The sequence below is a fragment of the Acidovorax sp. AC410 genome, assembly GCF_979253235.1.
In genome coordinates this window covers 1,648,399-1,669,361 of sequence record NZ_CEEDCG010000001.1, presented here as the reverse complement: position 1 = coordinate 1,669,361, position 20,963 = coordinate 1,648,399, and the positions used below count along the sequence as shown (strand labels likewise).

Below are 20,963 nucleotides of genomic sequence, written 5' to 3'. Positions count from 1 at the left end.
TGGAAATTGCTTCTAAAGGTATCTCATCACCTCCCTGGATCGATTGCAAGTGGGCAGAACAACATCGGCACAGCAGCTTGTTTGGTGGCGTACCGATGGCTTTGTCTGCGCACTGGTGGCCTCCATCGTGGTGGCCGTTGCCAGCGCGATGGGCTGGGTGCATCGGCTGGACATGGCCATGTACGACGCGGCCGTTGGCAGTGCGTCGACCGAGCCCGCGGCTGATGTGGCGGTGGTCGGCATTGACGACCGCAGCCTCAAGACCCTGGGGCCCTGGCCCTGGCAGCCAGAAGTGCATGCGCGCTTTGTGGACCAGCTCACGGCGGCCGGTGCCCGGGCCATCGTTTACACCATGCCGCTGCCGGAAACGCCGGCACGCCCCCTGCCCACCCCCACCCCCGCAGTGCCGGGCGAGCCACTGGCGGCTGGCGTGCCTGGTGCGGAAATCGCCGCGCCGACGAGTGATGCCCGGCTGGCCTTGAGCCTGCAGCGCGCGGGCAATGTGGTGCTGGTGTCGCAGTATGCGTCCACCGGCCCTGCTGCACCGCTGCCGTCCTATGTGCGCCGCAGCGTGCTGCCCGATCCGGGCGAGCATGCCGTGCCTGCCGCTGCCGGGCAGCACCCCTCCGCCACCCTGGGGGCAGCGGCATCCGCGATTGGCCACCTGCAACTGACCCCCGACCCGGATGGCGTGCTGCGGCACATGCCCCTGCTGCTGGCCCATGACAAGGCTGCCGTGCCATCGGTCGCGCTGCTGACGGCGCTGCGCAGCCTGCAATTGGGGCAGGCCGACCTGCGCCTGCAGGCCAGTGCTCCCTGGTTGCGCCTGGGCAGCCTGGGCATTGCCACGGACAGCACCTCGGTGCTGCGGCCCCAGTTCCATGCGCCGGACGGCGCGCAGCCGGCGTTTGCCCGGACGGCCTTCGCGCAGGTGCTCTCTGCGGCACCGGGCGCCCCCGGCTTCCAGGGCAAGACGGTGCTGGTGGGTTTCACTTCGGCCGCGCAGGCGGCGCCCATGGCAACACCGGGGGGCCAGTCGCTGTACCCGGTGGAGGTGCTGGCACAGATGGTGTCCGCCATCCGCCAGGGCCATGCCGTGACCGCCCCGGACTGGGCGACGCCGGTGGCGTGGCTGGCCATTGCAGCGGCCGTGCTCTACCTGGCGCTGGCACTGCCGCAGGTGAGCGCACTGGCCGGCCTGGCCGTGAGCGTGGCCTTGCTGCTGGCGCTGGCCGGTGCCCAGTGGCTGGCGCTGGAGCACGCGCTGCTGTCGTTCTCGCTACTGGGCGCCGCGCTGGCGGTGGCCGTGGGGCAGTCCACCATGCTGGCTCTGAAGCTGCGCGGTAGCGGCGGCACGTCCCGCACAAAGTCGGCCGAGGCGGCCGAGTCCAAGCGCATGCTGGGCCTGGCGCTGCATGGCCAGGGCAAGCTGGAGCAGGCCTTCGAGCACTTTCGCCGCCTGCCCGTGACCGAGGCACTCAAGGACAACCTGTACCACCTGGCACAGGATTTCGAGCGCAAGCGCAACTACGCCATGGCCAAGCTGGTGTACGAGCGCATCCTGCGCCACGACCGCCAGTACAAGGATGCCAAGCTGCGCTACCGCAAGATGCGGGCCCGGGCCAAGTCCGCCTCAGGCCAGCCCGACACGGCGCCGCCCAGTTCGGCACCGATGCCCATGCCCAGCGTGCCGGCCACGCCGCGCCTGCCGGGCGATGCGACCATCGGTCTGCCCATGCTGGGCCGCTACGAGATCACCAAGGAGATCGGCAAGGGCTCCATGGGCGTGGTGTACCTGGGGCGCGATCCCAAGATCGGCCGCATGGTGGCGATCAAGACGCTGGCACTGGGCCAGGAGTTCGAGGGCGATGGCTTGATCGATGCGCGCTCGCGCTTCTTTCGCGAGGCCGAGACGGCGGGGCGGTTGCAGCACCCCTACATCGTGACCATTTTCGATGCGGGCGAGGAGCACGACCTGGCCTATATTTCCATGGAGTTTCTCAAGGGCACCGACCTGTCGCCCTTTTGCAAGGAGGGCAACCTGCTGCCCGTGCCGCTGGCGCTGTCGGTGGCGGCCCGCGTGGCCGAGGCGCTGGACTATGCCCATGCCAACCAGGTGGTGCACCGTGATATCAAGCCGGCCAACGTCATGTTCGATGCGGCAACCGATGCGGTCAAGGTGACCGACTTCGGCATTGCGCGCCTCACCGACTCGAACAAGACCCGTACGGGCCTGGTGCTGGGCACGCCGAGTTTCATGTCACCCGAACAGCTGGCCGGCAAGAAGGTGGACGGGCGCTCGGACCTGTATTCGCTCGGGGTGACCCTGTTCCAGATGCTCACCGGCTCGCTGCCCTTGCGCGGGGCCTCCATGCCCGAGCTGATGCACAAGATTGCCAGCGTGCCCGCGCCCGACGTGCGCACGCTGCGGCCCGAGCTGCCGGCCGAGGTGGCCGAGGTGGTGGCGTTGTCGATGATGAAGCGCCCCGAAGCCCGTTACCAGACAGGGCGCCAGTTTGCGGCCGAGATACGGCGTGCGCTGGCGGCGCTGGCGGGCACGGAATCCGGCCCAAACCAGCGGACAGTCGTCTATGATGCGGCTCGCAAGGCAACAGGGCACAACATGGCGGATTTTCAGGAAACGGTGATGGAATATCCTGCAGAAAAGGACTCTTCGCTGCCGCCATCCAGCGCCCGATGAGGCCTGTGCCGCTCAATCCATGAATTACGATTTTTTTGCGCGCACCGATCGGGGGCGGGTGCGCAGCAACAATGAAGACGCCGTCGCGATCGACCGGGATGCCCAGCTGGCCATCCTGGCCGATGGCATGGGAGGCTACAACGCAGGCGAAGTGGCCAGCGGCATGGCCACGACCTTCATCCGCACGGAAATGGCCCGCTGGCTGGCCCAGGCAGGAAGCACGCCACAGTCGACGGACGTGCGCCGCGCGCTGGAAATCTGCGTGGAAAACGCCAATCACGCCATTCTGGGGGCATCGCTGTCGAACCCCCAGTATGCCGGCATGGGCACCACCCTGGTGGCAGGCATCTTCCAGGGCTCGCGGCTGATCCTGGGGCACATCGGCGATTCACGCTGCTACCGTCTGCGCGGCGGGGTGCTACAGCAGATCACGCGCGACCACTCCTGGCTGCAGGAGCAGGTGGATGCCGGCATCCTCACGCCGCACCAGGCGGCGATCTCCTCCAACCGCAACCTGGTCACCCGGGCCCTGGGCGTGGAGCCGAACGTGCTCATGGAAGTCAATGAGTTCCAGGTGGCGCCGCATGACCTGTTCCTGATGTGCTCGGACGGGCTCACGGACATGGTGTCCGATGCCGATCTGGCGGAGATGGTGCGTGCAGCCCTCCCGCTGGAGGAAAAAACCACATTGCTTATTGATACCGCCAATGCACACGGCGGTCGTGATAACGTTAGCGTACTGCTGGTACAGGCCGGCGCGGGGGGCAAGAAGCGCAGCCTGATGTCCCGCCTGCTGGGCGCTGCCTGACGGTGCCGGCCCATAACAAATCTCAAATCAGGAGTGGATCATGCCCAGAATGATCGTTTCGATCGACGGCGTCGTCATCAAGGAAGTTCAGTTGACCAAGGACCGCACCTCCCTTGGACGCAGGCCATACAACGATATCGTGATCGACAACCTGGCGGTGAGTGGCGAGCACGCGATCTTCCACATGGTCGGGAATGACGTGGAGATCGAGGACCTGGGCAGCACCAACGGCACCTATGTGAATGCCAAGGCCGTCAAGCGCCAGGAGCTGCGCAATGGCGATACGGTGGAAGTGGGCAAGTACAAGATCCGCTTCCTGCACGAGGCCGAGGGCGAGAACTTCGAGAAAACCATGATCTTCAAGCCGGGCATGGTGCCGCCGCTGGGCGCCGTATCGCGTCCGGCCGGACTGCCGGGTGCCCCGCCACCCGCACCGATCACGGCGGTGATCAAGGTCATGTCTGGCGCCGCCGCCGGGCGCGAGGTCTCGCTGCTCAAGGTGGTGACCACCATCGGCAAGCCGGGCGTGGCCGTGGCGTCGATCACCAAGCGCCACCACGGTTTCGTGCTGGCGCACGTGGAAGGCCCGGACATGCCGCTGCTCAACGGCTCGGCCATCGGGCTGTCGCCGGTACCGCTCAAGCACGGCGACAAGCTGGAACTGGCCGGCACAGAGATGCAGTTCGAGCAGACCTGACGGGTTCTCGCCGTTTTATCGCGCTCAGCGGCCCGTGGCGTGTAGCCTGCAGTGACCTACCCGGTACCACCGGCCTGAGCGAACCATGCGCCGACGGATCGCTCCCTGGTTGGTGCGCCGCTGGCGCCGCATGGCGGTCACGCTGCTTCCCCTGGTTTTTGCGTTGCTGCATGTGGTGGGCATTCTGCACCTGCAGGTGCTGGACCGGCTAGAGAGCATTGTTTACGATGCCCGCCTGCTTGCAACCATGCCGCGCACGATGGACGAGCGCATCGTCATCGTCGACATCGATGAGCACAGTCTGGAGCGGGTGGGCCAATGGCCCTGGGGCCGCGACAAGATGGCCCGGTTGGCTAACGAACTGCTCGAGCGCCAGCAGGTTGCGGTGCTCGGTTTCGACGTGGTCTTTGCGGAGCCTGACACCAGCTCGGGCTTGGCAAACCTGCGGCGCCTGGCTGATGGGCCCTTGCGAGGACAACCCGGCTTCTCCGAGCAACTCGCCCGCTTGGCGCCGTCGCTGGACTACGACACACTTTTTGCACAGGCGCTGCGGGGCCGGCCGGTGGTGCTGGGGTACTACTTCACCAGCGATCGCGACGGCCGCGGCCGGGGAGCCCTTCCTGAACCGGCACTGCCGGTAGAGCGCCTTCAGGGGCGTCCGCTGGCGTCCACGTCCTGGGTCGGGTATGGGGGCAACATGGAGATCTTCTCCCGGGCCGCCGCTTCTGCGGGATTTTTCAATTCCGCCACCGATCCAGACGGCATCGTGCGCGCCCTGCCCATGCTGGCCGAGTACCAAGGACGTTACTACGAATCGCTGGCCCTGGCCATGCTGCGCACCGCCCTGGGCATGCCGGACCTGTATCCGCGCTTTGCCCGCTCAGAGGGCGACCACGACGTGTTGGAAGCTCTTGTCCTGAGCTCGGGCGGGAGCTCGCTCAAGCTGCCGGTCGATGACCGGTTGACTGCCTTGGTGCCCTACCGCGGGTTGGGTGATGTGACGGGAGGGTCGTTTCGCTACATCTCGGCCAGCGACGTGCTGGAAGGACGGCTGACTGCAGACAGCTTGAAGGGCCGCATGGTGCTCGTTGGATCCACGGCACCGGGGCTGGTGGATCTGCGCGCGACACCGGTGGGAAGAAATTATCCCGGTGTGGAGACACACGCCAATCTGCTGTCGGCGTTTCTGGACGGCACGAACATCGTCCAGCCGGAATATGCGCGGGGCTTTGATGTGCTTCAGTTGCTGTTTGCCGGCCTGCTCCTGGCCCTGCTGCTTCCGTCGCTGACCGCAGGTTGGGCGGTTCTGCTCAGCGCCGGGGTATTCGCCGGGCTGGTGGGGCTGAATCTCTGGCTGTACCAGTCGCATGGCCTGGTGATGCCTCTGGCGACGGCCCTGGTGCTGGCACTGTCCGCTTTCACGCTGAACATGGTCTACGGGTACTTTGTGGAGAGCCGCTCCAAGCGGGAGCTTGCCGCCCTGTTCGGCACCTACGTGCCCCCGGAACTGGTGGACGAGATGCTCAAGGAGCCTGAGCGCTACACCATGGATGCCGCCAACCAGGAGCTGACGGTGATGTTCTGCGACATGCGCGGTTTTACGGCGCTGTCCGAACGCATGGAACCCCTTCAACTGCAGGCCCTGCTCAATGGCGTGTTCAGCCGCCTGACCCAGATCATCCGTGGCCGCCGCCAGGGCACCATTGACAAGTACATGGGCGATTGTGTGATGGCCTTCTGGGGCGCACCCGTGGCCACGCCCGGGCACGCCGAGTCGGCCGTGGCAGCGGCGCTGGACATGACCCGGGCGATCGCCCAGCTCAACGAAGAGCACCGCAGCAAGGGCCTGCCGGAGATCGGGGTGGGCATCGGCCTGAACACCGGCACCATGTGCGTGGGTGACATGGGTTCGGACATCCGGCGCAGCTACACGGTGATCGGCGATGCGGTGAATCTGGGCTCCCGGCTGGAGGGCCTGTCCAAGACCTACGGCGTGACCATGGTGGTCAGCGACACGACGCGGGCCATGGCCCCGGGCTTCCTCTGGCAGGAACTGGACCGCGTGCGGGTCAAGGGCAAGGCCCAGGCCGTCACCATCTACACGCCCGTGGGCACGGTGGCCGAGCCGCTGTCGCCCGAGCGGGAGCAGCAACTGGCCCTGTGGCACCAGTTCCTCGCCACCTACCGGGCCCAGGAATGGGATGCTTGTGCCCTGCTTTTGCGGAATTTGCACGCATCGGAACCTGGAAACATCCTGTATTCGCTGTACGCGGGCCGCATTCAGGCCCTGCGGGTGTTACCCTTTCAGCCGGATTGGGACGGTGCCACCCAATTCGACACCAAGTAGGACAATGGCTGCAACCTCCACCGACAACCCAAGAGACGACAGCAAACAGGACTGCATGACATGAAGGTTCGCGTACTGGGGTGCTCCGGGGCCATTGCCAAAGACTGCCGGACCACCTCGTTCCTGGTCAACGACAACATCCTCATCGATGCCGGGACGGGGGTGGGCGATCTGGCGCTGGACGAAATGCGCCGCATCGACCATGTGTTCCTCACGCATTCCCACCTGGACCATGTCGCGGCACTGCCCCTGATGCTCGATGCCGTGTCGTCCATGCGCAGCAGCCCCGTGCAGGTCCATGCGCTGCCCGGCACCATCGCCGCATTGCAGGCCCATGTGTTCAACAACGTCATCTGGCCGGATTTCAGCAGCATCCCCACGTCCGACCAGCCCTTTCTGCAGTACCAGACCATCTCGGTGGGTGAGCGCCTGAATGTCGAGGGGGTTCACCTGGAGGTTCTGCCCGCCGTGCACACGGTGCCCGCCGTGGGCTACGCGGTGGCTGGAACCAGCGGCTGGTGGGTCTTCAGCGGCGACACCGGCCGCAACCCGGATTTCTGGGCGCGGGTCAACGCCCTGCCCGTCGCCATGCTGGTCATCGAAACCGCCTTCAGCAACCGCGAAACCTCCCTGGCCCAGCGCAGCCTGCACCTGTCGCCCCACACCCTGGCCCAGGAATTGGCGCAACTGACCCCCGGCAAGCGCTGCCCCATCTACATCACCCACACCAAGCCCTCGGAGACCGAGCTCATCATGGAGGAGATCCGCCGCTTCGACCAAAGCGCAGGGCCGCTGGGCGCAGCTCCGCATGACATTTATTGGCTCAAGGCGGGGGATGAGTTCGTGTTCTGACCACTGTGTTGCAGGTGGTGACGTTTGTGGTGTGACAAGAATGTCGCGCCCAAGCTCCAAGGGGTGGTCGGGAAACACTTCGAGGACAATTGACCCATTTGGGGGAGGGGTTCAGGCAGTGGGCCGCAGGATTCGCGGGGTGGCACGGAACCTGCTGTTGCTGAGTCAGCCTGGAGAATTCTTCTGCAGGTTTTGAATTGCAATTGACCTCCGAGGAGTGATTTATGAAGCGTTTTGCACAAAAGGGTTTCACCCTGATCGAATTGATGATCGTTGTGGCGATCATCGGTATTCTGGCTGCCGTGGCTTTGCCTGCGTACCAAGACTACACCGTGCGTGCACGCGTGACGGAAGGTATCGCCTTGGCTGCCGGTGGCAAGAAACTGGTGGAAACGGACGCCAATACGGCTCTGGAACTGAAGGCCGTGGCTGACACCTTCAACGCGCAAGTGGGTAACAATGGTGCTGTCAGTAAGTACGTGACGAAGACCCAGATCAACAACCTCAATGGCGAAGTGACGGTGACCTTCAACAAGGCCAATATCGGTCCTATTCCCGCACTCGCTACCCTGGTGTACACCCCGTACATGCAACTGACCGCTGGTCCTTCGCAACTGGTTGCGGCCCTTGCCGGCACGGAAACCGGTACGGTTGACTGGGGTTGCGCTTCGGCCAGCAACGTTGTATCTGGTGGTCGCGGCTTGCCTGCAGTGACGGCCGGTACTCTGCCCGCAAAGTTCGCTCCTAGCGAATGCCGTTAATCACGTAATATCAAATTACGTTTAATAAAATGCCCGCTTGCGGGCATTTTTTATTGCTATTCCTCCTCCGTGGACCCGGCCCGGCGGAGCGGATTCCATGCACTGGAATTGGATATGAATTCTCAAGTGAAAAAAAGATTGTTGGTGCCGTTGCACCATTTTTCACTTTCGCTTTTGGTCGCCTTGGTAGTGGCTGGACTGGTGTTTTTGGTCTGGTTTCCTGGGCAAGTCAAAGATTTGGCGGGCGGGCAAAAGCTGTTCTGGACGCTGGTGGGGGTCGACGTGGTGTGTGGGCCCTTGCTGACCCTCATTTTGTATCGCCCAGAAAAAACCCGCCTGGCGCTAGGTATCGATCTTGGCTTGATAGCGGTCGTGCAACTGGCTGCCCTGGGTTACGGCCTGCACACACTGGGGCAAGCTCGCCCACTGGCCTTTGTCTTCGAAGTTGACAGATTCCGAGCAGTCAGCTATGTTGACATTCAGGAAAATGATCTTCAATATATTCCCCCTTGGTTCAGGCCCTGGAGCTTGAACCAAGCCCGTGTACTTGGATTGAGGCCAGTGACATCTTCTGCTGAGCGCCTTGAAAACATCAATGACTCAATGCAGGGAGTAGAGGCCGGTCAGCGACCGAAACGCTGGCAGGACTACGGATCCAGCATCTCTCAAGTATTAGCGCGCGCACAGCCTATAGCTGAGCTGTACAAAAAATACCCTGAACGGCAACAGATGATAGATGATGCCGTGAATGCTGCACTGAAAAACTCCAAAACAGACGAAGTGAACGACGGCAATTCCCTGGTATGGCTTCCTCTGGTTTCCCGCCACAGCTTGGAGTGGATTGTTTTGCTGGATCCCAAATCTGCTCGAATCCGTGCGTACATACCCCTCGACGGGTTTTAATTGAAACTGCACAAATTATTTTTGTCGGAGGGTTGAGCGACTTTTGAGATTGATCTGGCCTTCTTCGATCAATTGGTTAAAGCTGTGGTGACTGAGTGTGCCTGTGACGAGCCCGCTGCAATACTGATTGCATTGAAATAAAGCGGATCAGTGGAATACAACGTACTCCATGTGAGATCCGCTTCAGGTTTTTCAGAACTGTAGTGATCTATTTCAATTTTATTGAAATCTGAAAGATCGCGAGAAACTTCACTGATCATTCAATAAAAAACCGCGAACCCAGTCGCGGCTTTTGGGTAAAGAGCTCTCAGTTGCTCTTTGCTGAGGGATTGTTATCGCCCATGCTGCTGACTATGCGAGCAAGGAAAGAATAATCATTGACAATGGCGGTATCCTTGTCCAAGAGGTCGATCGCTTCTGGCAATTCACTCCACCGCTGTGAGTGAACGCGAGAAAGAACAATTCCGGACCATGCAAGGCCATCAAACTCCACTCGTGAATACTGATTACGCGGCCGATTGTTGATCCAATCGATTCCCAAAGCTTCCATCTGCGTATAGTCTCTCTGAGAATGGGCCTCCAGGATTTTCAGCGCCCGAATCAGGTCTTTTGAAAGTCTTTTGCACGTCTGCCATGTGGGATTGATCCATACTCCTTGCAAGGCCGATGCTGGCAAATTCGCTATGGTGCGAGTGGCGATAGTACTGATAAAGCCTGAAGCGGCCTGTATTTGATCAGCTGTCAAGTCTGTCGCACATTGTCCCAAAGTGGCCCGCAAAAATGCTGGTCCTGGAGACAGGGCTGCAATATCACCCCGAAGTTCACTCGCAAGCTGGCGTGCTTCGGCAGTCAAAATGTCACCCGCAAAGTATTTCAAAGATGAAACGGCCACATTATCAGGCAATGCGGGGGAAATGCCCATCGCCTCAAGTAGAGGGCGATTGACTTTCGGCAAATTCATTGTGGTGATGGCAGAGGCTCCTTTGAATCGCGACTTGGGTGCATGCAGACCTAGAATTGGAAAATAGTCGGAGTTTGGTCCGGGTTCCGGAGTTATTTTACTTAATGCGCGCAGCATGCGTGCATCGGCAATTTTTCGAAAATCAAGCTGTTGAGCATTGGCAATACCTACCCGCTCCAAGTCCGCCTTCACCTTTGGGTTGGCAGCGAGTTTTGCAAAATCCATCTTTGGGAGAGGGCCCTTGGGGCTCGCCACGATAAGCAGGTCGGATCCATTGCTCAGCCATGCGCCGTAGTCATCAAAGGCGGGGGTGAGTGCCTTGAGAACCGATCCGAGGAGCGCATCGTCTATTTCGTAAATCTGTACCCACTGCATGAACAGGCCGCCCTCGTTCAAGTGCCTTGGAACAAACTTATAAAACTCTTCGCTAAAAAGAGCGCCCACACCACTAATCCAAGGATTGGATGGCTCTGAAATAATAATGTCGTACTTCTGATTTTGTCCTGAAAAATAGCTCTTCGCATCGTCAATAATGACATGGGAGCGAGGGTCTTTGTACGCACGTTCTGATCGGACTCCGAACGCCTTGGCACCTTCCACCATGGCTTCCTCAATGTCAATGGTGTCGACCCGTTCGAGCCTATCGTCTCCTAGGAAGGCATGGGTAGTCAAACCCGATCCAAATCCAATCACGCCCACCCGCTTTGGATTTTCCACCATACCAAGTGGAAGCGCCGCAGCGAGCACCATCGTTGGCTCGTCTGGTGTAGCGGGAAGATGGTCTTGCATCTGTATGGACGCATCGGTCTTTCCGTTGGTCGAAATATGGATGCTTCCGTTTGTGGAGGCCGCTGCGGCCACGGTGGCTGTCTTCCCGTCCTTATAGTAAACAATTTGATCATCAACCTTCAGGCTTGCACGTCCATGTCTATAAACCCCAGAAGTTGCGACCATCATGTCGAATGGAATTCGCACAGCCACGATCAATGCAACGGCAGACAATCCGACAGCGATTCCGAATTGCATCAGGTTTCGCTTGCTGTCAACTTGCTGGCGAAGAAGAAACAGGCCAATGCCGATATCTACCAATGCAGCGATGCACAACGCAAGTTTGAGGCCGAGGTGAGGTATCAACAAGTGGATAGCCGCGAAAACCCCAGCAATGGCCCCCAAGGTGTTCCACGCATAAACTCGACCAATAGCGCGCTCCCCTTGACCCGAACGCAACAAGGCTACAGTAAAAAGGGGCAGAGTAGTGCCTGCAAAAAATGCTGCGGGCAGCATGATGGCGATTGCCGTCGCTGCAGTACCCAGATTGAACAGGGAATATCCCCCGTCGGTCTTGGCAAGTGCAGACATCAGCCAGCCAACCCAGGAAAACGCGTTGGCATAAACACCCAACGAGGCCAAGGCCGCGACGCCCATGAATACCTGCATCCACCCCACAAGACGAAGCGGGGATTGCGTGCCGTCTGCATGCTTGCGCACCCACAGTCCGCCTAGGGCGATGCCGGCAATGAACGATGCCAGCATGAGTTCGAAAGCATGCATGGTGCTCCCTACAGCCATGCTCAGCATTCGGATCCAGATAATTTCGTAGGCGAATGACGCAGCCCCGGATAAGGCCGTGCCCAACAGGACCGTGCGCAATAGTGGATTGTGGCGCAGACGCTGCTCAGGCGCAGCCTGAACCGATGCAGGGGCAGGAGCAATTGGCTCGGGATCTCGAGCCAGCCACCAAGCCAGTGCTGCCACCAGAAAATTCAAAACACCAGCCACTACCATCGCTCCCGGCAGTCCTACCCATGGAAGCAGGACAAATACGGCCATCAAGGCCCCGAATGCTGCTCCAATGCTGTTGGTGAAATATAGCCCCCCGAGCAAATTACCGTCACTGCCCGGAAAGCGGCGAATAAGCCCGCCACTCATAAGAGGAAACGTCATTCCCAGCAAAATTGTTTGCGGCAGAATAAGCAATGCAGCGATGAGCCAGCGGGAAATATTGATTGCCCAAGGCGTGCCCAACGAAGGAATCAGCCAGTCGTAGCTGAATGCTGCAACATTCGTAAAAATCCAATGGAAAAGCAGGCCTAGCACACCGATAACCGCCTCGATCAATGCGTAGCCCCGGATCAAATTGCGCCACCGCTGGCCAGCGCGAGCAATCCAGGCCGCGCCTGCCGCCATGCCGCCCATGAAGATGGCGAGCACCAGGGCTTGGGCATAGGCTGCGTGCCCGAGAAAGAGCCCCAGGTAGTGTGACCATATGGACTGATATATCAGCCCAGCAAAGCCCGACAAGATAAAGATGGCCAGCAGCCAACGTCGGGGGCTGCGATGCGAGGGGGTCATCAATCAATGCTCCAGTTTTAAAACCAAGTTCCAAGCGCCTTACGCAGCAAGAAGGGTGCCGTGCTCGCAGGCTGCGAGTCGTGGGCAAAACGCATGATTCTACTGATAGACCAGCAAGGTCTACGGAAGCGTAAGGAGCAACAACAAAAATGTCATTTCGGCAGAATTCGTCGGGAACAAAGTTTGCGTATCGTGAGCATCGACTTGCATCTGGACGAATGCTTATATGCGCAGTAAATCGGCTGGCGGTTTTACTTTGATTGAATTGATGATTGTGGTAGCCATCATCGGTGTGCTTGCGGCGGTGGCATTGCCCGCTTATCAAGACTTCGTGATACGCACACGCGTATCCGAGGCGGTGATGGCCGCGGCCCCGGCCAAAGAGCGGCTTGTGGAGGGCTTTCAGACGGGTGGGATCTCCGGGATGGATGCAGCGGCTGTTTTATACAACGCGATCCCCGCCGGAAACAAATCCAGCAAATATGTCGGTGGGGTTGTCATTGCGGCCAGTGCCACCCCTTGGCCTGTGGTGGTGAGCTTGTCGGCGTCGCCAGGTAACGGTTTTCCGACGGGTCTGCACGGACGAACCATAGTCTTTTCCCCCAATATCGAAGGGGCGGTGCCCGTAGCGACATCTACAGGAACTTTGGACTGGGCCTGCGCAAGTGCGTCGGCGATGGTAGCGACTGCCCGTGGTATGGCCAATAGGACGTTGGGCACTTTGCCCGCGAAGTATGCACCGTCCGAGTGTCGGTGAGGCGCTGTTTCTTAGATTGCCCGCTAGTGGCCATCCGACTTCCCTCCCATTTTTTTAACCACCCGGACCTCTTCCACGGACATTTCCCGATCAACCGCTTTGCACATGTCATAGATGGTCAGCAAGGCAATCTGAACCGCAGTCAGCGCCTCCATCTCCACCCCCGTCTGGCCGACGGTCTCCACCGTGGCAGTGCATGCGATCCCGATCGCGCCAGGGTGCTCACGCCCAGCCACCTCAAACTCCACCGCCACCCGCGTCAGCGCCAGTGGATGGCACAGCGGAATCAGGTCGCTGGTCTTCTTCGCCGCCTGGATGCCGGCAATCCGCGCGATGCCCAGCACATCGCCCTTCTTCGCGGTACCCGCTTCGATGATCGCCAGCGTGGCGGGCTGCATCTCGATGCGGCCGGTGGCGATGGCGACGCGGTGGGTGGCGGGTTTGGCGCCCACGTCCACCATGTGGGCCTGGCCCTGGGCGTCGAAGTGGGTGAGGGTTGGCGTGACGATGGTCTTGTCGGGGTGGGACATGGGATCGGGTCGCTGGGAGCTGCTAGGGATGGGTGGCTGGCAATTTCTTGGTAACCAGTTGAATCGCCGGGGAAACACTGGAGTGTCAGGGCATCATACGGTCCATGCGGAAAATCCCAAGCAGGGCAGCCCTCCCTGACGTAGTTGAGCGTGCGCGCGTGCGCGCGGCGCTGGCACCCGTGGTGCTCGCGCTGGCCAGTGCGGCCTTTCTTTTTCTTCTTCCCGGGCGCTCCGCCCATGCGCAGCTCCCCACCCTGGGCGACGGCAGCGAACTCACCACAAGCGGCGAGCGGCGCCTGGGCGACCGCATCATCCGCGAGTTGTACCGCGACCCGGACTATATCGACGATGCCGTGCTGTCCGAGTATGTCCAGAGCCTGTGGCTGCCCCTGATGGATGCTGCGCGCAAGCGCGGTGAACTCTCGCCGGAGCTGGACGAGCGCTTTGCGTGGGAGATTCTGCTCGGGCGCGACCGCTCGGTGAACGCCTTTGCGCTGCCGGGGGGCTACCTGGGTGTGCACCTGGGTCTGATCGGCGTGGTGACCTCGCGCGATGAACTGGCCTCGGTGCTGGCGCATGAGCTCAGCCACGTCACGCAGCGCCACATCTCGCGGCTGATTGCGCAGCAGAGCAAGCAGACGCCTCTGCTCCTGGGCGCCATGATCCTCGGGGCCCTGGCGGCCAGCAAGAACCCGGGTGCCGCGCAGGCCATGGTGGTGGGAGGGCAAGCGTTGGCCATGCAGACGCAGCTCAATTTCTCGCGCGACATGGAGCGCGAAGCCGACCGTGTCGGCTACGGGCTGATGGAGCCCGCAGGGTTCGCTCCACAGGGCTTCGTGAGCATGTTCGACAAGCTGCAGCAGGCCAACCGCATCAACGACAACGGCTCCTGGCCCTACCTGCGCAGCCACCCGCTGACCACGCAGCGCATGGCCGACATGCAGTCGCGCCTGCCGCCGGGCAAGGCACAGCAGCCCGTGCCCGCCTCCACGCAGGAGCACGCCATGGCCTCCGCGCGGGCGCGGGTGCTCTCCAATCCCGGGGTGGACACCCAGCGCCAGTGGATCGCCGAACCGGGCAGCACCGGCTTTGCCAGCCAGAGCGCGCCGCGCAAGGCCGCCGTCCTCTACGCAGCGGCCCTGGGCAGCAGCCAGTTGCGCGATGCCAAGGCGGCACGCACGACCTGGGCGTTGCTGGAGGCGCAGGTCCGTGGCGACATTGCAGCCCAGCGGCTGGCGCAACTGCTCAAGGCAGAAATCGAACTGTCCGCCGGCGATGCCGACGCGGCCCTGGCCGCGCTGCCCGCCGGGGCCAACGAGCACCGGCCGGAGTTGCTGCTGCGCACCCGCGCACTGCTCAAGGCCGGGCGCTCGGGCGAGGTGGCCGGTGCGCTGCAGACCTGGATCGCCAACCACCCGCGGGATGCCACCGTATGGCAATTGCTGGCCACGGTGTGGCAGGCCAACGGCCAGCCGCTGCGCGCCGTCCGCGCCGAGGCCGAAGCGCACGCCACGCGCTACGACTATGCCGCGGCGGTGGACCGTTTCAAGGCCGGGCAGGACCTGGCCCGGCGCAGTGGCACGTCGGCAGACCACTTCGAGGCGTCCATCATCGACACCCGGCTCAAGGCCGTGGAATCACTGCTTCGTGAACAGACCGCCGAGCGCTGATTCGATCACCACGCCCAAGAGCGAATAGATCAGCGAGCCGATCAGCGCGGCAGCAAAGCCCGTGACCTGGAAGCCGTCGAGCACGCTGGCCGCGGCCCAGAACATGAGCGCGTTGATGACGAAAAGGAACAGCCCGATCGTCACGATGGTCACGGGCAGGGTCAGCACCACGAGGATGGGGCGCAGAACCACATTGAACAGGCCGATCACGAAGGCTGCGATCAGCGCCGACGGAAAGCTCTGCACCACCACACCGCTGTAGACATAGGCCACGAACAGCAGCGATGCAGCGCTGAGCAGCCATTTCAGAAGAAGTCGGATCATGGCCACAGGATAGCACTGGCCTGTGGCAAGAGGAGGGGCACCGGCGGGCCGGCCCCCGTGCCTGCAAGCGGCTTACTCGGTGCCCAGCACCATCAGCAAGCCCACGCTGGCAAACAGGCTGCTCAGCGTGCCTGGCAGCGACCAGCGCCCGCCGGCCGGCACCGTGGCGCCGGTATCGGGGGCCGCCACATCCAGCTTGGGGCGGCGTGCGTCCACCACCTGGGCCTTGGTGCTGCCCATGTCGGCCTGCAGCTTGTCCGTCAACTCCGGCAGCGGGCCTTTGGCCAGCACCGTGGTGACGCGATCGGGGTGGGCCCTGAGGCTGGGCACCACCTGTGCGAACAGCTTGTCGGCCCACTTGGCGCGCCAGTTCTCGCGTGCGCTGTGGCTCACCCACTTGCTGATGCGATGGGTCATGCGTGGCGCGCACGCCACCAGCACCCAGTGCGTATTGGCAGCCGAACCGCGCGCAAACAGGGGCGCGAGAATCTGCTGCGCATGGGCTGCGTCGTCCACGTACACGATGACTTTGTCCATATGCGTAAGCTCCCTGTTCGGGGGCCGCCATCCGAGGCGCTCGGCGAGCGCTCCGCGGTCAGCCCATGGGTCATTGAAGGCCGCTCAACCGTGTCCAACCGGGGGGCGGCAGCAGCACGGCGTGCCAGGATCATCTTGCCAAGCGCCAGTACCAGCAGGGCACCTGCCACGCTCGCACCATAGCGGATCACGTCGGTCTGCGGAATCTTGAGCATCCACTGCCACTTGTCAGGATTGGAGAAGACCGGGTCGGTCACCAGCATGCCACCGGCGATCCAGCCCAGCAGCATGCCACCCAGCGTGATGATGAACGGGAAGCGTTCCATCAGCTTGATGACCAGTTGGCTGCCCCAGACGATGATCGGGATCGAAATCAGAAGGCCCAGCACCACCAGCAGGAACTGGTGCTCGCCCGCGTTCTGCGCGGCGCCGGCGATGGCGATCACGTTGTCCACGCTCATCACCAGGTCGGCCACGATGATGGTCTTGATGGCGGCCAGCAACTTGTCGCTGCCTTGCACGTCGCCGTGTCCGTCCTCATCGGGTGCCAGCAGCTTGACGCCGATCCACACGAGCAGGACGGCGCCCACGAACTTGAGGAATGGCAGCGCCAGCAAGGTCATTGCGAAGGCGATCAGGATCACGCGCAGGATGATGGCGCCTGCCGTACCCCAGATGATGCCCTTGGTACGCTGGGCCGGGGGCAACTTGCGGCAGGCCAGGGCAATGACCACCGCATTGTCGCCACCCAGCAGGATGTCGATGATGATGATCTGTCCCAGCGCGAGCCAGAATTCGGGCGAAGCCAAAAAGTCCATAAATTCCTCAATATCAGTAGGCAAAAAGAGGGCCTGGCGCCAATGTAGCGCCAAGTCCATCCTGGGGATAGAGGGCCTGCGGTCGGAGGATCAAGGGCTTGCCCGCGTTGCGCGGGGCGTCGAATCGGGAGGGCGGCCTTGATCAGCCCACAGAGGGCCCATCAAAGGTCTTGCTCGGCCCAGCGCCCTTCATGCGCGCTGAACCCGGCCTGCCGGAAGCGGTGTTTCGCTTCGTATTGACGACAGGTCCGATGCCACGCGATGGCTGTGCCCGGTGGGCGCAGTGCGGGTGCGTGACGGGAGCTACTCCCCTTCGAAGCCGCAATTGGACCATCGCCCGGCCGTGAACGCAAGCCCCGCAGAGCGCGGCCGGCTTGCACCCAAGGGATAACGAGCACATGCCGCCACGCATTTCGATTGGCCTTTTTTTGCCTTTACGGTGTGACAAAACCGTGACTATCATGTGTTTCGCCATGCATCTGCACCACCCCGCAGGCTGCATCCCCCGCCTTTCCCACTGGATCGAGGACCGAGACCCATGACCATCTCCACCACCGGGCGCCGCTGGCAGCTCGCCCTGCTCAGCGCAGCCGCCGTGGCCGCCCTGGCTGCCTGCGGAGGCAGCAACGACAGCCCCATCGCCGAGCCCGTGGAGCAGTACGTGCCACCCGAGCCGCCCTCGGGCTACACGCCCAAGACCATTGCCTACGCCAACAAGGACATGGTCGCCGCAGCCAACCCGCTGGCCGTGCAGACCGGCACCGCCATCCTGGCCAAGGGTGGCAGCGCCATCGATGCGGCCATCGCTGTGCAGATGGTGCTCAACCTGGTGGAGCCGCAATCGTCGGGCATTGGCGGTGGTGCCTTCATGCTGCACTTCGACAAGGGCACCAACCGGCTGCTGGCCTATGACGGCCGCGAGACCGCGCCCCTGGCTGCCACGCCCAACCTGTTCATCGGGGCCGACGGCAACCCGCTGGCCTTCCTGACCGCTGTGGACGGTGGCCTGTCGGTCGGCACACCCGGTGTTTTGCGCATGCTCGAAGCCGCGCACAAGGCGCACGGCAAGCTGCCCTGGAAGGACCTGTTCGATCCCGCCATCAAGCTCAGCGAAGACGGCTTTGCAATCTCCGAGCGCATGAGCGTCTCCATCGCCGGCTCGGCCGCGCGCATCAAGGCCCAGGGCGAACCGGGTGCCAGCTACTTCCTCCGGGCCGACGGCACGGCCAAACCCACCGGCACCCTGCTCAAGAACCCCGAACTGGCTGCCACCCTGCGCACCATCGCGGCGGGCGGTGCCGATGCCTTCTACAAGGGCGCCATCGCCGCCGACATCGTGGCCAAGGTCACGGGCCATCCGACCAATCCCGGCAAGCTGGCGCTGGCCGACCTGAACAACTACACCGCCAAGGTGCGTGAACCCGTGTGTGGCGTCTACCGCACCAAATACCGTGTCTGCGGCATGCCCGCACCGAGCTCGGGCGGCATCGCCGTGCTGCAGACCCTGGGCATGCTCGAAAGCTTCGACCTGGCCGCGATGAAGCCCAACACGCTCGACTCGGTGCATGTGGTCTCCGAGGCCTACCGCCTGGCCTATGCCGACCGCGCCCTGTACGTGGCCGATCCCGATTTCGTGGCCGTACCCCAGGCCGGCATGATCAATGCCGACTACCTCAAGGGCCGTGCGCGCCTGATCGACATGCAGCGCAGCATCGGCACGCCCGTCGCCGGCACGCCGCCCGGCGTGGTCGCCGCACGCGGGGCCGACAGTTCGCTGAACCTGCCCTCGACCACCCACCTGTCCATCGTCGATGCCTCGGGCAATGCCGTGTCGATGACCACCACCATCGAGAACGGCTTCGGCAGCCTGCAGATGGTGCGTGGCTTCCTGCTGAACAACCAGCTCACCGACTTCTCGTTCACCGCCACCGACTCGGCCGGCAAGGCCATCGCCAACAGCGTGCAGCCCGGCAAGCGGCCACGCAGCTCCATGGCGCCGACCATCATCTTCAATGCCGCCACCGGCGACTTCGAAGGGGCCATTGGCTCGCCCGGCGGCAGCGCCATCATCCAGTACACCGCCAAGAGCATCCTGGGCATGACCGACTGGGGACTGAACGTGCAGCAGGCCATCAACCTGCCCAACTTCGGCGCGCAGACCAATGCCACCACCTCGATCGAGAAGGGCTCGGTCATCGACACGGCTGCCATCCGCGACGGCCTCCGGGCGCGCGGCCACACCGTGGCGCAGACGGACACCTTTGCCAGCGGCCTGCACGGCGTGGTGTTCAACGGCGTGCGCGCCAACGGCAGCACCGGCCTGCTCTCGCGCAACCCCGCAGCGGGTACTTACGCCGGCGGTGCTGATCCGCGGCGCGAGGGCATTGCCCTGGGCAACAACTGAGTAACCCCCTTGCCCGCATGCCGGGCAATGCCGGTTATCCTCCGGGCCCCCGCCGGGCAGAAAGCTGGCGGGGGCCTTTTTTTTCGACATGCCCTCTTCCCGCATCCACATCACCGACATCGAAGCCGCCATCAACCACTGGCGCGAACGCTCGCCCTCGCCCGACGGCTTCACCCTGGCGCCTGCCACCCGTGCCCTGGCCAAGGTGTACGCGCTGATGGTCTACCGGCACGCGGACGAGATCGATGCAACGGACTTCCCCCAGGATGCGCTGGCGGCCTGGCAGGGCTGGTACGAAACCACGCCCGACACCCCCTGCATCGCCATCTGCTCCACCAGCCAGGGCGACGACCAGTGCAAGGGCTGTGGCCGCAGCTTCGACGAGGTGCAGCACTGGCTCGCCTACACGCCTGCCGAAAAGCGCAGCGTGTGGCGCCGCATCACGCTCGAGCACTCTGCCTGGCGCTTCAACCGCTATTCCGAGCGGGCCGCAGAAGGGCCGTCGGCTGGACCACGGCAGGTGTCGGTGGCACAAGCCTGAGCGCCAGGTCGCTGGTACCACTGTACGTCGCGCGGCCAAACCGGTATGGTGGGGCCATGCTGCGACTGACCCAGGCCCCCAACATCGCGATTGCCACGCTCTGGGCCGACATTCTGTGCGAGGCCGGCATGACCGCATCGGTGCAGCGCCAGTACCTGGGCGCTGCCGCCGGCCACCTGCCGCCCGACCAGTGCCTGCCCGAGATCTGGCTCGAATACGACGAGCACGCCAGCCGCGCGCGCACCCTGCTCGACGATTTGCAGAACATTCCGCAGCGCCATTGGGTGTGCCGTTGCGGTGAAACGGTGGAGGGGGGCTTCGAGCAGTGCTGGCACTGCGGGGCCCTCATGCCGCTGGATTGACCGGACCCCGCACGAGCGCCATGTGTGGCAACGGGGCCTGCGGTTCCTGAGCTGCGCCGGCGGCCTACTTCCAGCGCACCGGTTCCACGACCACGCTGCCCAGGTTGCTGCTCAGGGTCAGTGCGTTTTCCTGGACCGTGGCCTGCAACTGCATGCTGCGCTCGGCCAGGGCCGCCAGGGCCTGCGAGGCCTCGGTCGGGATGCGCCAGACCTGCAGTTTCTCCAGGCGCGAGAGCTTGGTCTCGATGCCCTTCCACCAGATCTCGGCGGCGTGGTTGAAGCAGTACACCACGACGCTGTCGGCCTTGCTGCAGGCCTTGGTCAGCGGTTTGTCTTCGGGCTGGCCGACCTCGATCCAGACGCGCTTCCTGCCCGTGAAATCGGTCAGCGACGCGTCCGGATCGTCCGGGTCCGACAGCCCGGCGCCAAAGGCCAAGGTTCCGTCGCCATTGCAGATGTCGTTGAGGTCGTGCGCGTGGATGGCCAGCGCCGCCAGGCGCACCATCATGCGCTCGTCGGTCTCGCTCGGGTGCCGCGCCAGCGTCAGCGCGTGGTCCGCGTAATAGCTGTGGTCGATGTCGGCGATCTGCAGATTCGCCTTGAAGATGGTGGATTTGATGGCCATGCGGTCTCACTGA

The 20,963-nt window shown here is 62.8% G+C and carries 17 protein-coding genes and 1 pseudogene; 12 read left to right on the top strand and 6 right to left on the bottom strand.

Annotated elements, in window-relative coordinates:
- Positions 1 to 49 precede the first annotated feature (49 nt).
- The 7 genes from AC0IZS_RS07740 to AC0IZS_RS07710 all read left to right on the top strand — a co-directional run bounded on the left by AC0IZS_RS07740 (position 50) and on the right by AC0IZS_RS07710 (position 9,069).
- Positions 50 to 2,701 (top strand): CHASE2 domain-containing serine/threonine-protein kinase, encoded by a 2,652-nt coding sequence (locus AC0IZS_RS07740; RefSeq protein ID WP_471635094.1) that lies wholly within the window; start codon positions 50 to 52, stop codon positions 2,699 to 2,701.
- Between the two features lie 19 nt (positions 2,702 to 2,720).
- Entirely contained in the window at positions 2,721 to 3,509 is a 789-nt protein-coding gene (locus tag AC0IZS_RS07735; RefSeq protein WP_007860723.1) for a Stp1/IreP family PP2C-type Ser/Thr phosphatase, read from the top strand.
- A 40-nt stretch (positions 3,510 to 3,549) separates the two neighbouring features.
- Positions 3,550 to 4,206: an FHA domain-containing protein gene (locus tag AC0IZS_RS07730; RefSeq protein ID WP_322590997.1), complete on the top strand. Its 657-nt coding sequence runs from the start codon at positions 3,550 to 3,552 to the stop codon at positions 4,204 to 4,206.
- A 130-nt stretch (positions 4,207 to 4,336) separates the two neighbouring features.
- Positions 4,337 to 6,553: a CHASE2 domain-containing protein gene (locus AC0IZS_RS07725; RefSeq protein ID WP_471635093.1), complete on the top strand. Its 2,217-nt coding sequence runs from the start codon at positions 4,337 to 4,339 to the stop codon at positions 6,551 to 6,553.
- Positions 6,554 to 6,613: 60 nt separating this feature from the next.
- Positions 6,614 to 7,405 carry an MBL fold metallo-hydrolase gene (locus AC0IZS_RS07720; protein WP_471635092.1) on the top strand — a complete coding sequence of 264 codons (792 nt, stop codon included), beginning with the start codon at positions 6,614 to 6,616 and terminating at the stop codon, positions 7,403 to 7,405.
- 224 nt (positions 7,406 to 7,629) lie between these two features.
- Positions 7,630 to 8,166, top strand: coding sequence for a pilin (locus AC0IZS_RS07715; protein ID WP_471635091.1), 537 nt, complete (start codon positions 7,630 to 7,632; stop codon positions 8,164 to 8,166).
- 114 nt (positions 8,167 to 8,280) lie between these two features.
- Entirely contained in the window at positions 8,281 to 9,069 is a 789-nt protein-coding gene (locus AC0IZS_RS07710) for a TfpX/TfpZ family type IV pilin accessory protein (RefSeq protein ID WP_471635090.1), read from the top strand.
- Positions 9,070 to 9,376: 307 nt separating this feature from the next.
- Here AC0IZS_RS07710 and AC0IZS_RS07705 read toward each other — a convergent pair whose 3' ends face one another.
- On the bottom strand, positions 9,377 to 12,382 hold the full coding sequence (locus tag AC0IZS_RS07705; protein ID WP_471635089.1) for a fused MFS/spermidine synthase: 3,006 nt from the start codon (positions 12,380 to 12,382) through the stop codon (positions 9,377 to 9,379).
- 226 nt (positions 12,383 to 12,608) lie between these two features.
- Between AC0IZS_RS07705 and AC0IZS_RS07700 the strand changes: the two genes are divergently transcribed.
- Positions 12,609 to 13,139, top strand: coding sequence for a pilin (locus tag AC0IZS_RS07700; protein WP_471635088.1), 531 nt, complete (start codon positions 12,609 to 12,611; stop codon positions 13,137 to 13,139).
- A gap of 23 nt (positions 13,140 to 13,162) precedes the next feature.
- Here the strand turns inward: AC0IZS_RS07700 and moaC are convergent, their stop codons facing one another.
- Entirely contained in the window at positions 13,163 to 13,669 is a 507-nt protein-coding gene (gene moaC, locus AC0IZS_RS07695; RefSeq protein WP_471635087.1) for a cyclic pyranopterin monophosphate synthase MoaC, read from the bottom strand.
- 104 nt (positions 13,670 to 13,773) lie between these two features.
- Here moaC and AC0IZS_RS07690 point away from each other — a divergent pair, with 104 nt between their 5' ends.
- A complete protein-coding gene (locus AC0IZS_RS07690; protein ID WP_471635086.1) occupies positions 13,774 to 15,339 on the top strand; it encodes a M48 family metalloprotease in 1,566 nt (521 codons plus the stop codon).
- On the opposite strand, the gene AC0IZS_RS07685 is transcribed toward AC0IZS_RS07690, so the two are convergent.
- The 3 genes and pseudogenes from AC0IZS_RS07685 to AC0IZS_RS07675 form a co-directional block, all read right to left on the bottom strand.
- Positions 15,307 to 15,660 (bottom strand): phage holin family protein, encoded by a 354-nt coding sequence (locus AC0IZS_RS07685; RefSeq protein WP_471639481.1) that lies wholly within the window; start codon positions 15,658 to 15,660, stop codon positions 15,307 to 15,309. The two genes, AC0IZS_RS07690 and AC0IZS_RS07685, sit on opposite strands and share 33 nt — an antisense overlap.
- A 75-nt stretch (positions 15,661 to 15,735) precedes the next feature.
- On the bottom strand, positions 15,736 to 16,200 hold the full coding sequence (locus tag AC0IZS_RS07680) for a hypothetical protein (protein ID WP_471635085.1): 465 nt from the start codon (positions 16,198 to 16,200) through the stop codon (positions 15,736 to 15,738).
- Positions 16,201 to 16,307: 107 nt separating this feature from the next.
- Positions 16,308 to 17,018, bottom strand: a pseudogene (locus AC0IZS_RS07675) (TerC family protein); the annotation flags it as partial.
- Between the two features lie 538 nt (positions 17,019 to 17,556).
- Here AC0IZS_RS07675 and ggt point away from each other — a divergent pair.
- From ggt to AC0IZS_RS07660, 3 genes are all read left to right on the top strand, one after another.
- A complete protein-coding gene (gene ggt / locus AC0IZS_RS07670) occupies positions 17,557 to 19,422 on the top strand; it encodes a gamma-glutamyltransferase (protein WP_471635084.1) in 1,866 nt (621 codons plus the stop codon).
- 88 nt (positions 19,423 to 19,510) lie between these two features.
- A complete protein-coding gene (locus tag AC0IZS_RS07665; RefSeq protein ID WP_471635083.1) occupies positions 19,511 to 19,963 on the top strand; it encodes a DUF3717 domain-containing protein in 453 nt (150 codons plus the stop codon).
- Between the two features lie 56 nt (positions 19,964 to 20,019).
- A complete protein-coding gene (locus tag AC0IZS_RS07660) occupies positions 20,020 to 20,325 on the top strand; it encodes a hypothetical protein (protein ID WP_007860757.1) in 306 nt (101 codons plus the stop codon).
- 64 nt (positions 20,326 to 20,389) lie between these two features.
- Here AC0IZS_RS07660 and AC0IZS_RS07655 read toward each other — a convergent pair whose 3' ends face one another.
- Positions 20,390 to 20,950 carry a YaeQ family protein gene (locus tag AC0IZS_RS07655; protein ID WP_471635082.1) on the bottom strand — a complete coding sequence of 187 codons (561 nt, stop codon included), beginning with the start codon at positions 20,948 to 20,950 and terminating at the stop codon, positions 20,390 to 20,392.
- Positions 20,951 to 20,963: the final 13 nt, after the last annotated feature.

Excerpts from the sequence above, each read along its gene's own strand:
- AC0IZS_RS07720 (WP_471635092.1), top strand. The coding sequence starts at position 6,614 with ATGAAGGTTCGCGTACTGGGGTGCTCCGGGGCCATTGCCAAAGACTGC.
- AC0IZS_RS07680 (WP_471635085.1), bottom strand. The coding sequence starts at position 16,200 with ATGGACAAAGTCATCGTGTACGTGGACGACGCAGCCCATGCGCAGCAG.
- AC0IZS_RS07715 (WP_471635091.1), top strand. The coding sequence starts at position 7,630 with ATGAAGCGTTTTGCACAAAAGGGTTTCACCCTGATCGAATTGATGATC.
- AC0IZS_RS07700 (WP_471635088.1), top strand. The coding sequence starts at position 12,609 with ATGCGCAGTAAATCGGCTGGCGGTTTTACTTTGATTGAATTGATGATT.
- AC0IZS_RS07655 (WP_471635082.1), bottom strand. The coding sequence starts at position 20,950 with ATGGCCATCAAATCCACCATCTTCAAGGCGAATCTGCAGATCGCCGAC.
- AC0IZS_RS07690 (WP_471635086.1), top strand. The coding sequence starts at position 13,774 with ATGCGGAAAATCCCAAGCAGGGCAGCCCTCCCTGACGTAGTTGAGCGT.
- AC0IZS_RS07725 (WP_471635093.1), top strand. The coding sequence starts at position 4,337 with ATGGCGGTCACGCTGCTTCCCCTGGTTTTTGCGTTGCTGCATGTGGTG.
- moaC (WP_471635087.1), bottom strand. The coding sequence starts at position 13,669 with ATGTCCCACCCCGACAAGACCATCGTCACGCCAACCCTCACCCACTTC.
- AC0IZS_RS07705 (WP_471635089.1), bottom strand. The coding sequence starts at position 12,382 with ATGACCCCCTCGCATCGCAGCCCCCGACGTTGGCTGCTGGCCATCTTT.
- AC0IZS_RS07660 (WP_007860757.1), top strand. The coding sequence starts at position 20,020 with ATGCTGCGACTGACCCAGGCCCCCAACATCGCGATTGCCACGCTCTGG.
- AC0IZS_RS07665 (WP_471635083.1), top strand. The coding sequence starts at position 19,511 with ATGCCCTCTTCCCGCATCCACATCACCGACATCGAAGCCGCCATCAAC.
- ggt (WP_471635084.1), top strand. The coding sequence starts at position 17,557 with ATGACCATCTCCACCACCGGGCGCCGCTGGCAGCTCGCCCTGCTCAGC.
- AC0IZS_RS07710 (WP_471635090.1), top strand. The coding sequence starts at position 8,281 with ATGAATTCTCAAGTGAAAAAAAGATTGTTGGTGCCGTTGCACCATTTT.
- AC0IZS_RS07730 (WP_322590997.1), top strand. The coding sequence starts at position 3,550 with ATGCCCAGAATGATCGTTTCGATCGACGGCGTCGTCATCAAGGAAGTT.
- AC0IZS_RS07735 (WP_007860723.1), top strand. The coding sequence starts at position 2,721 with ATGAATTACGATTTTTTTGCGCGCACCGATCGGGGGCGGGTGCGCAGC.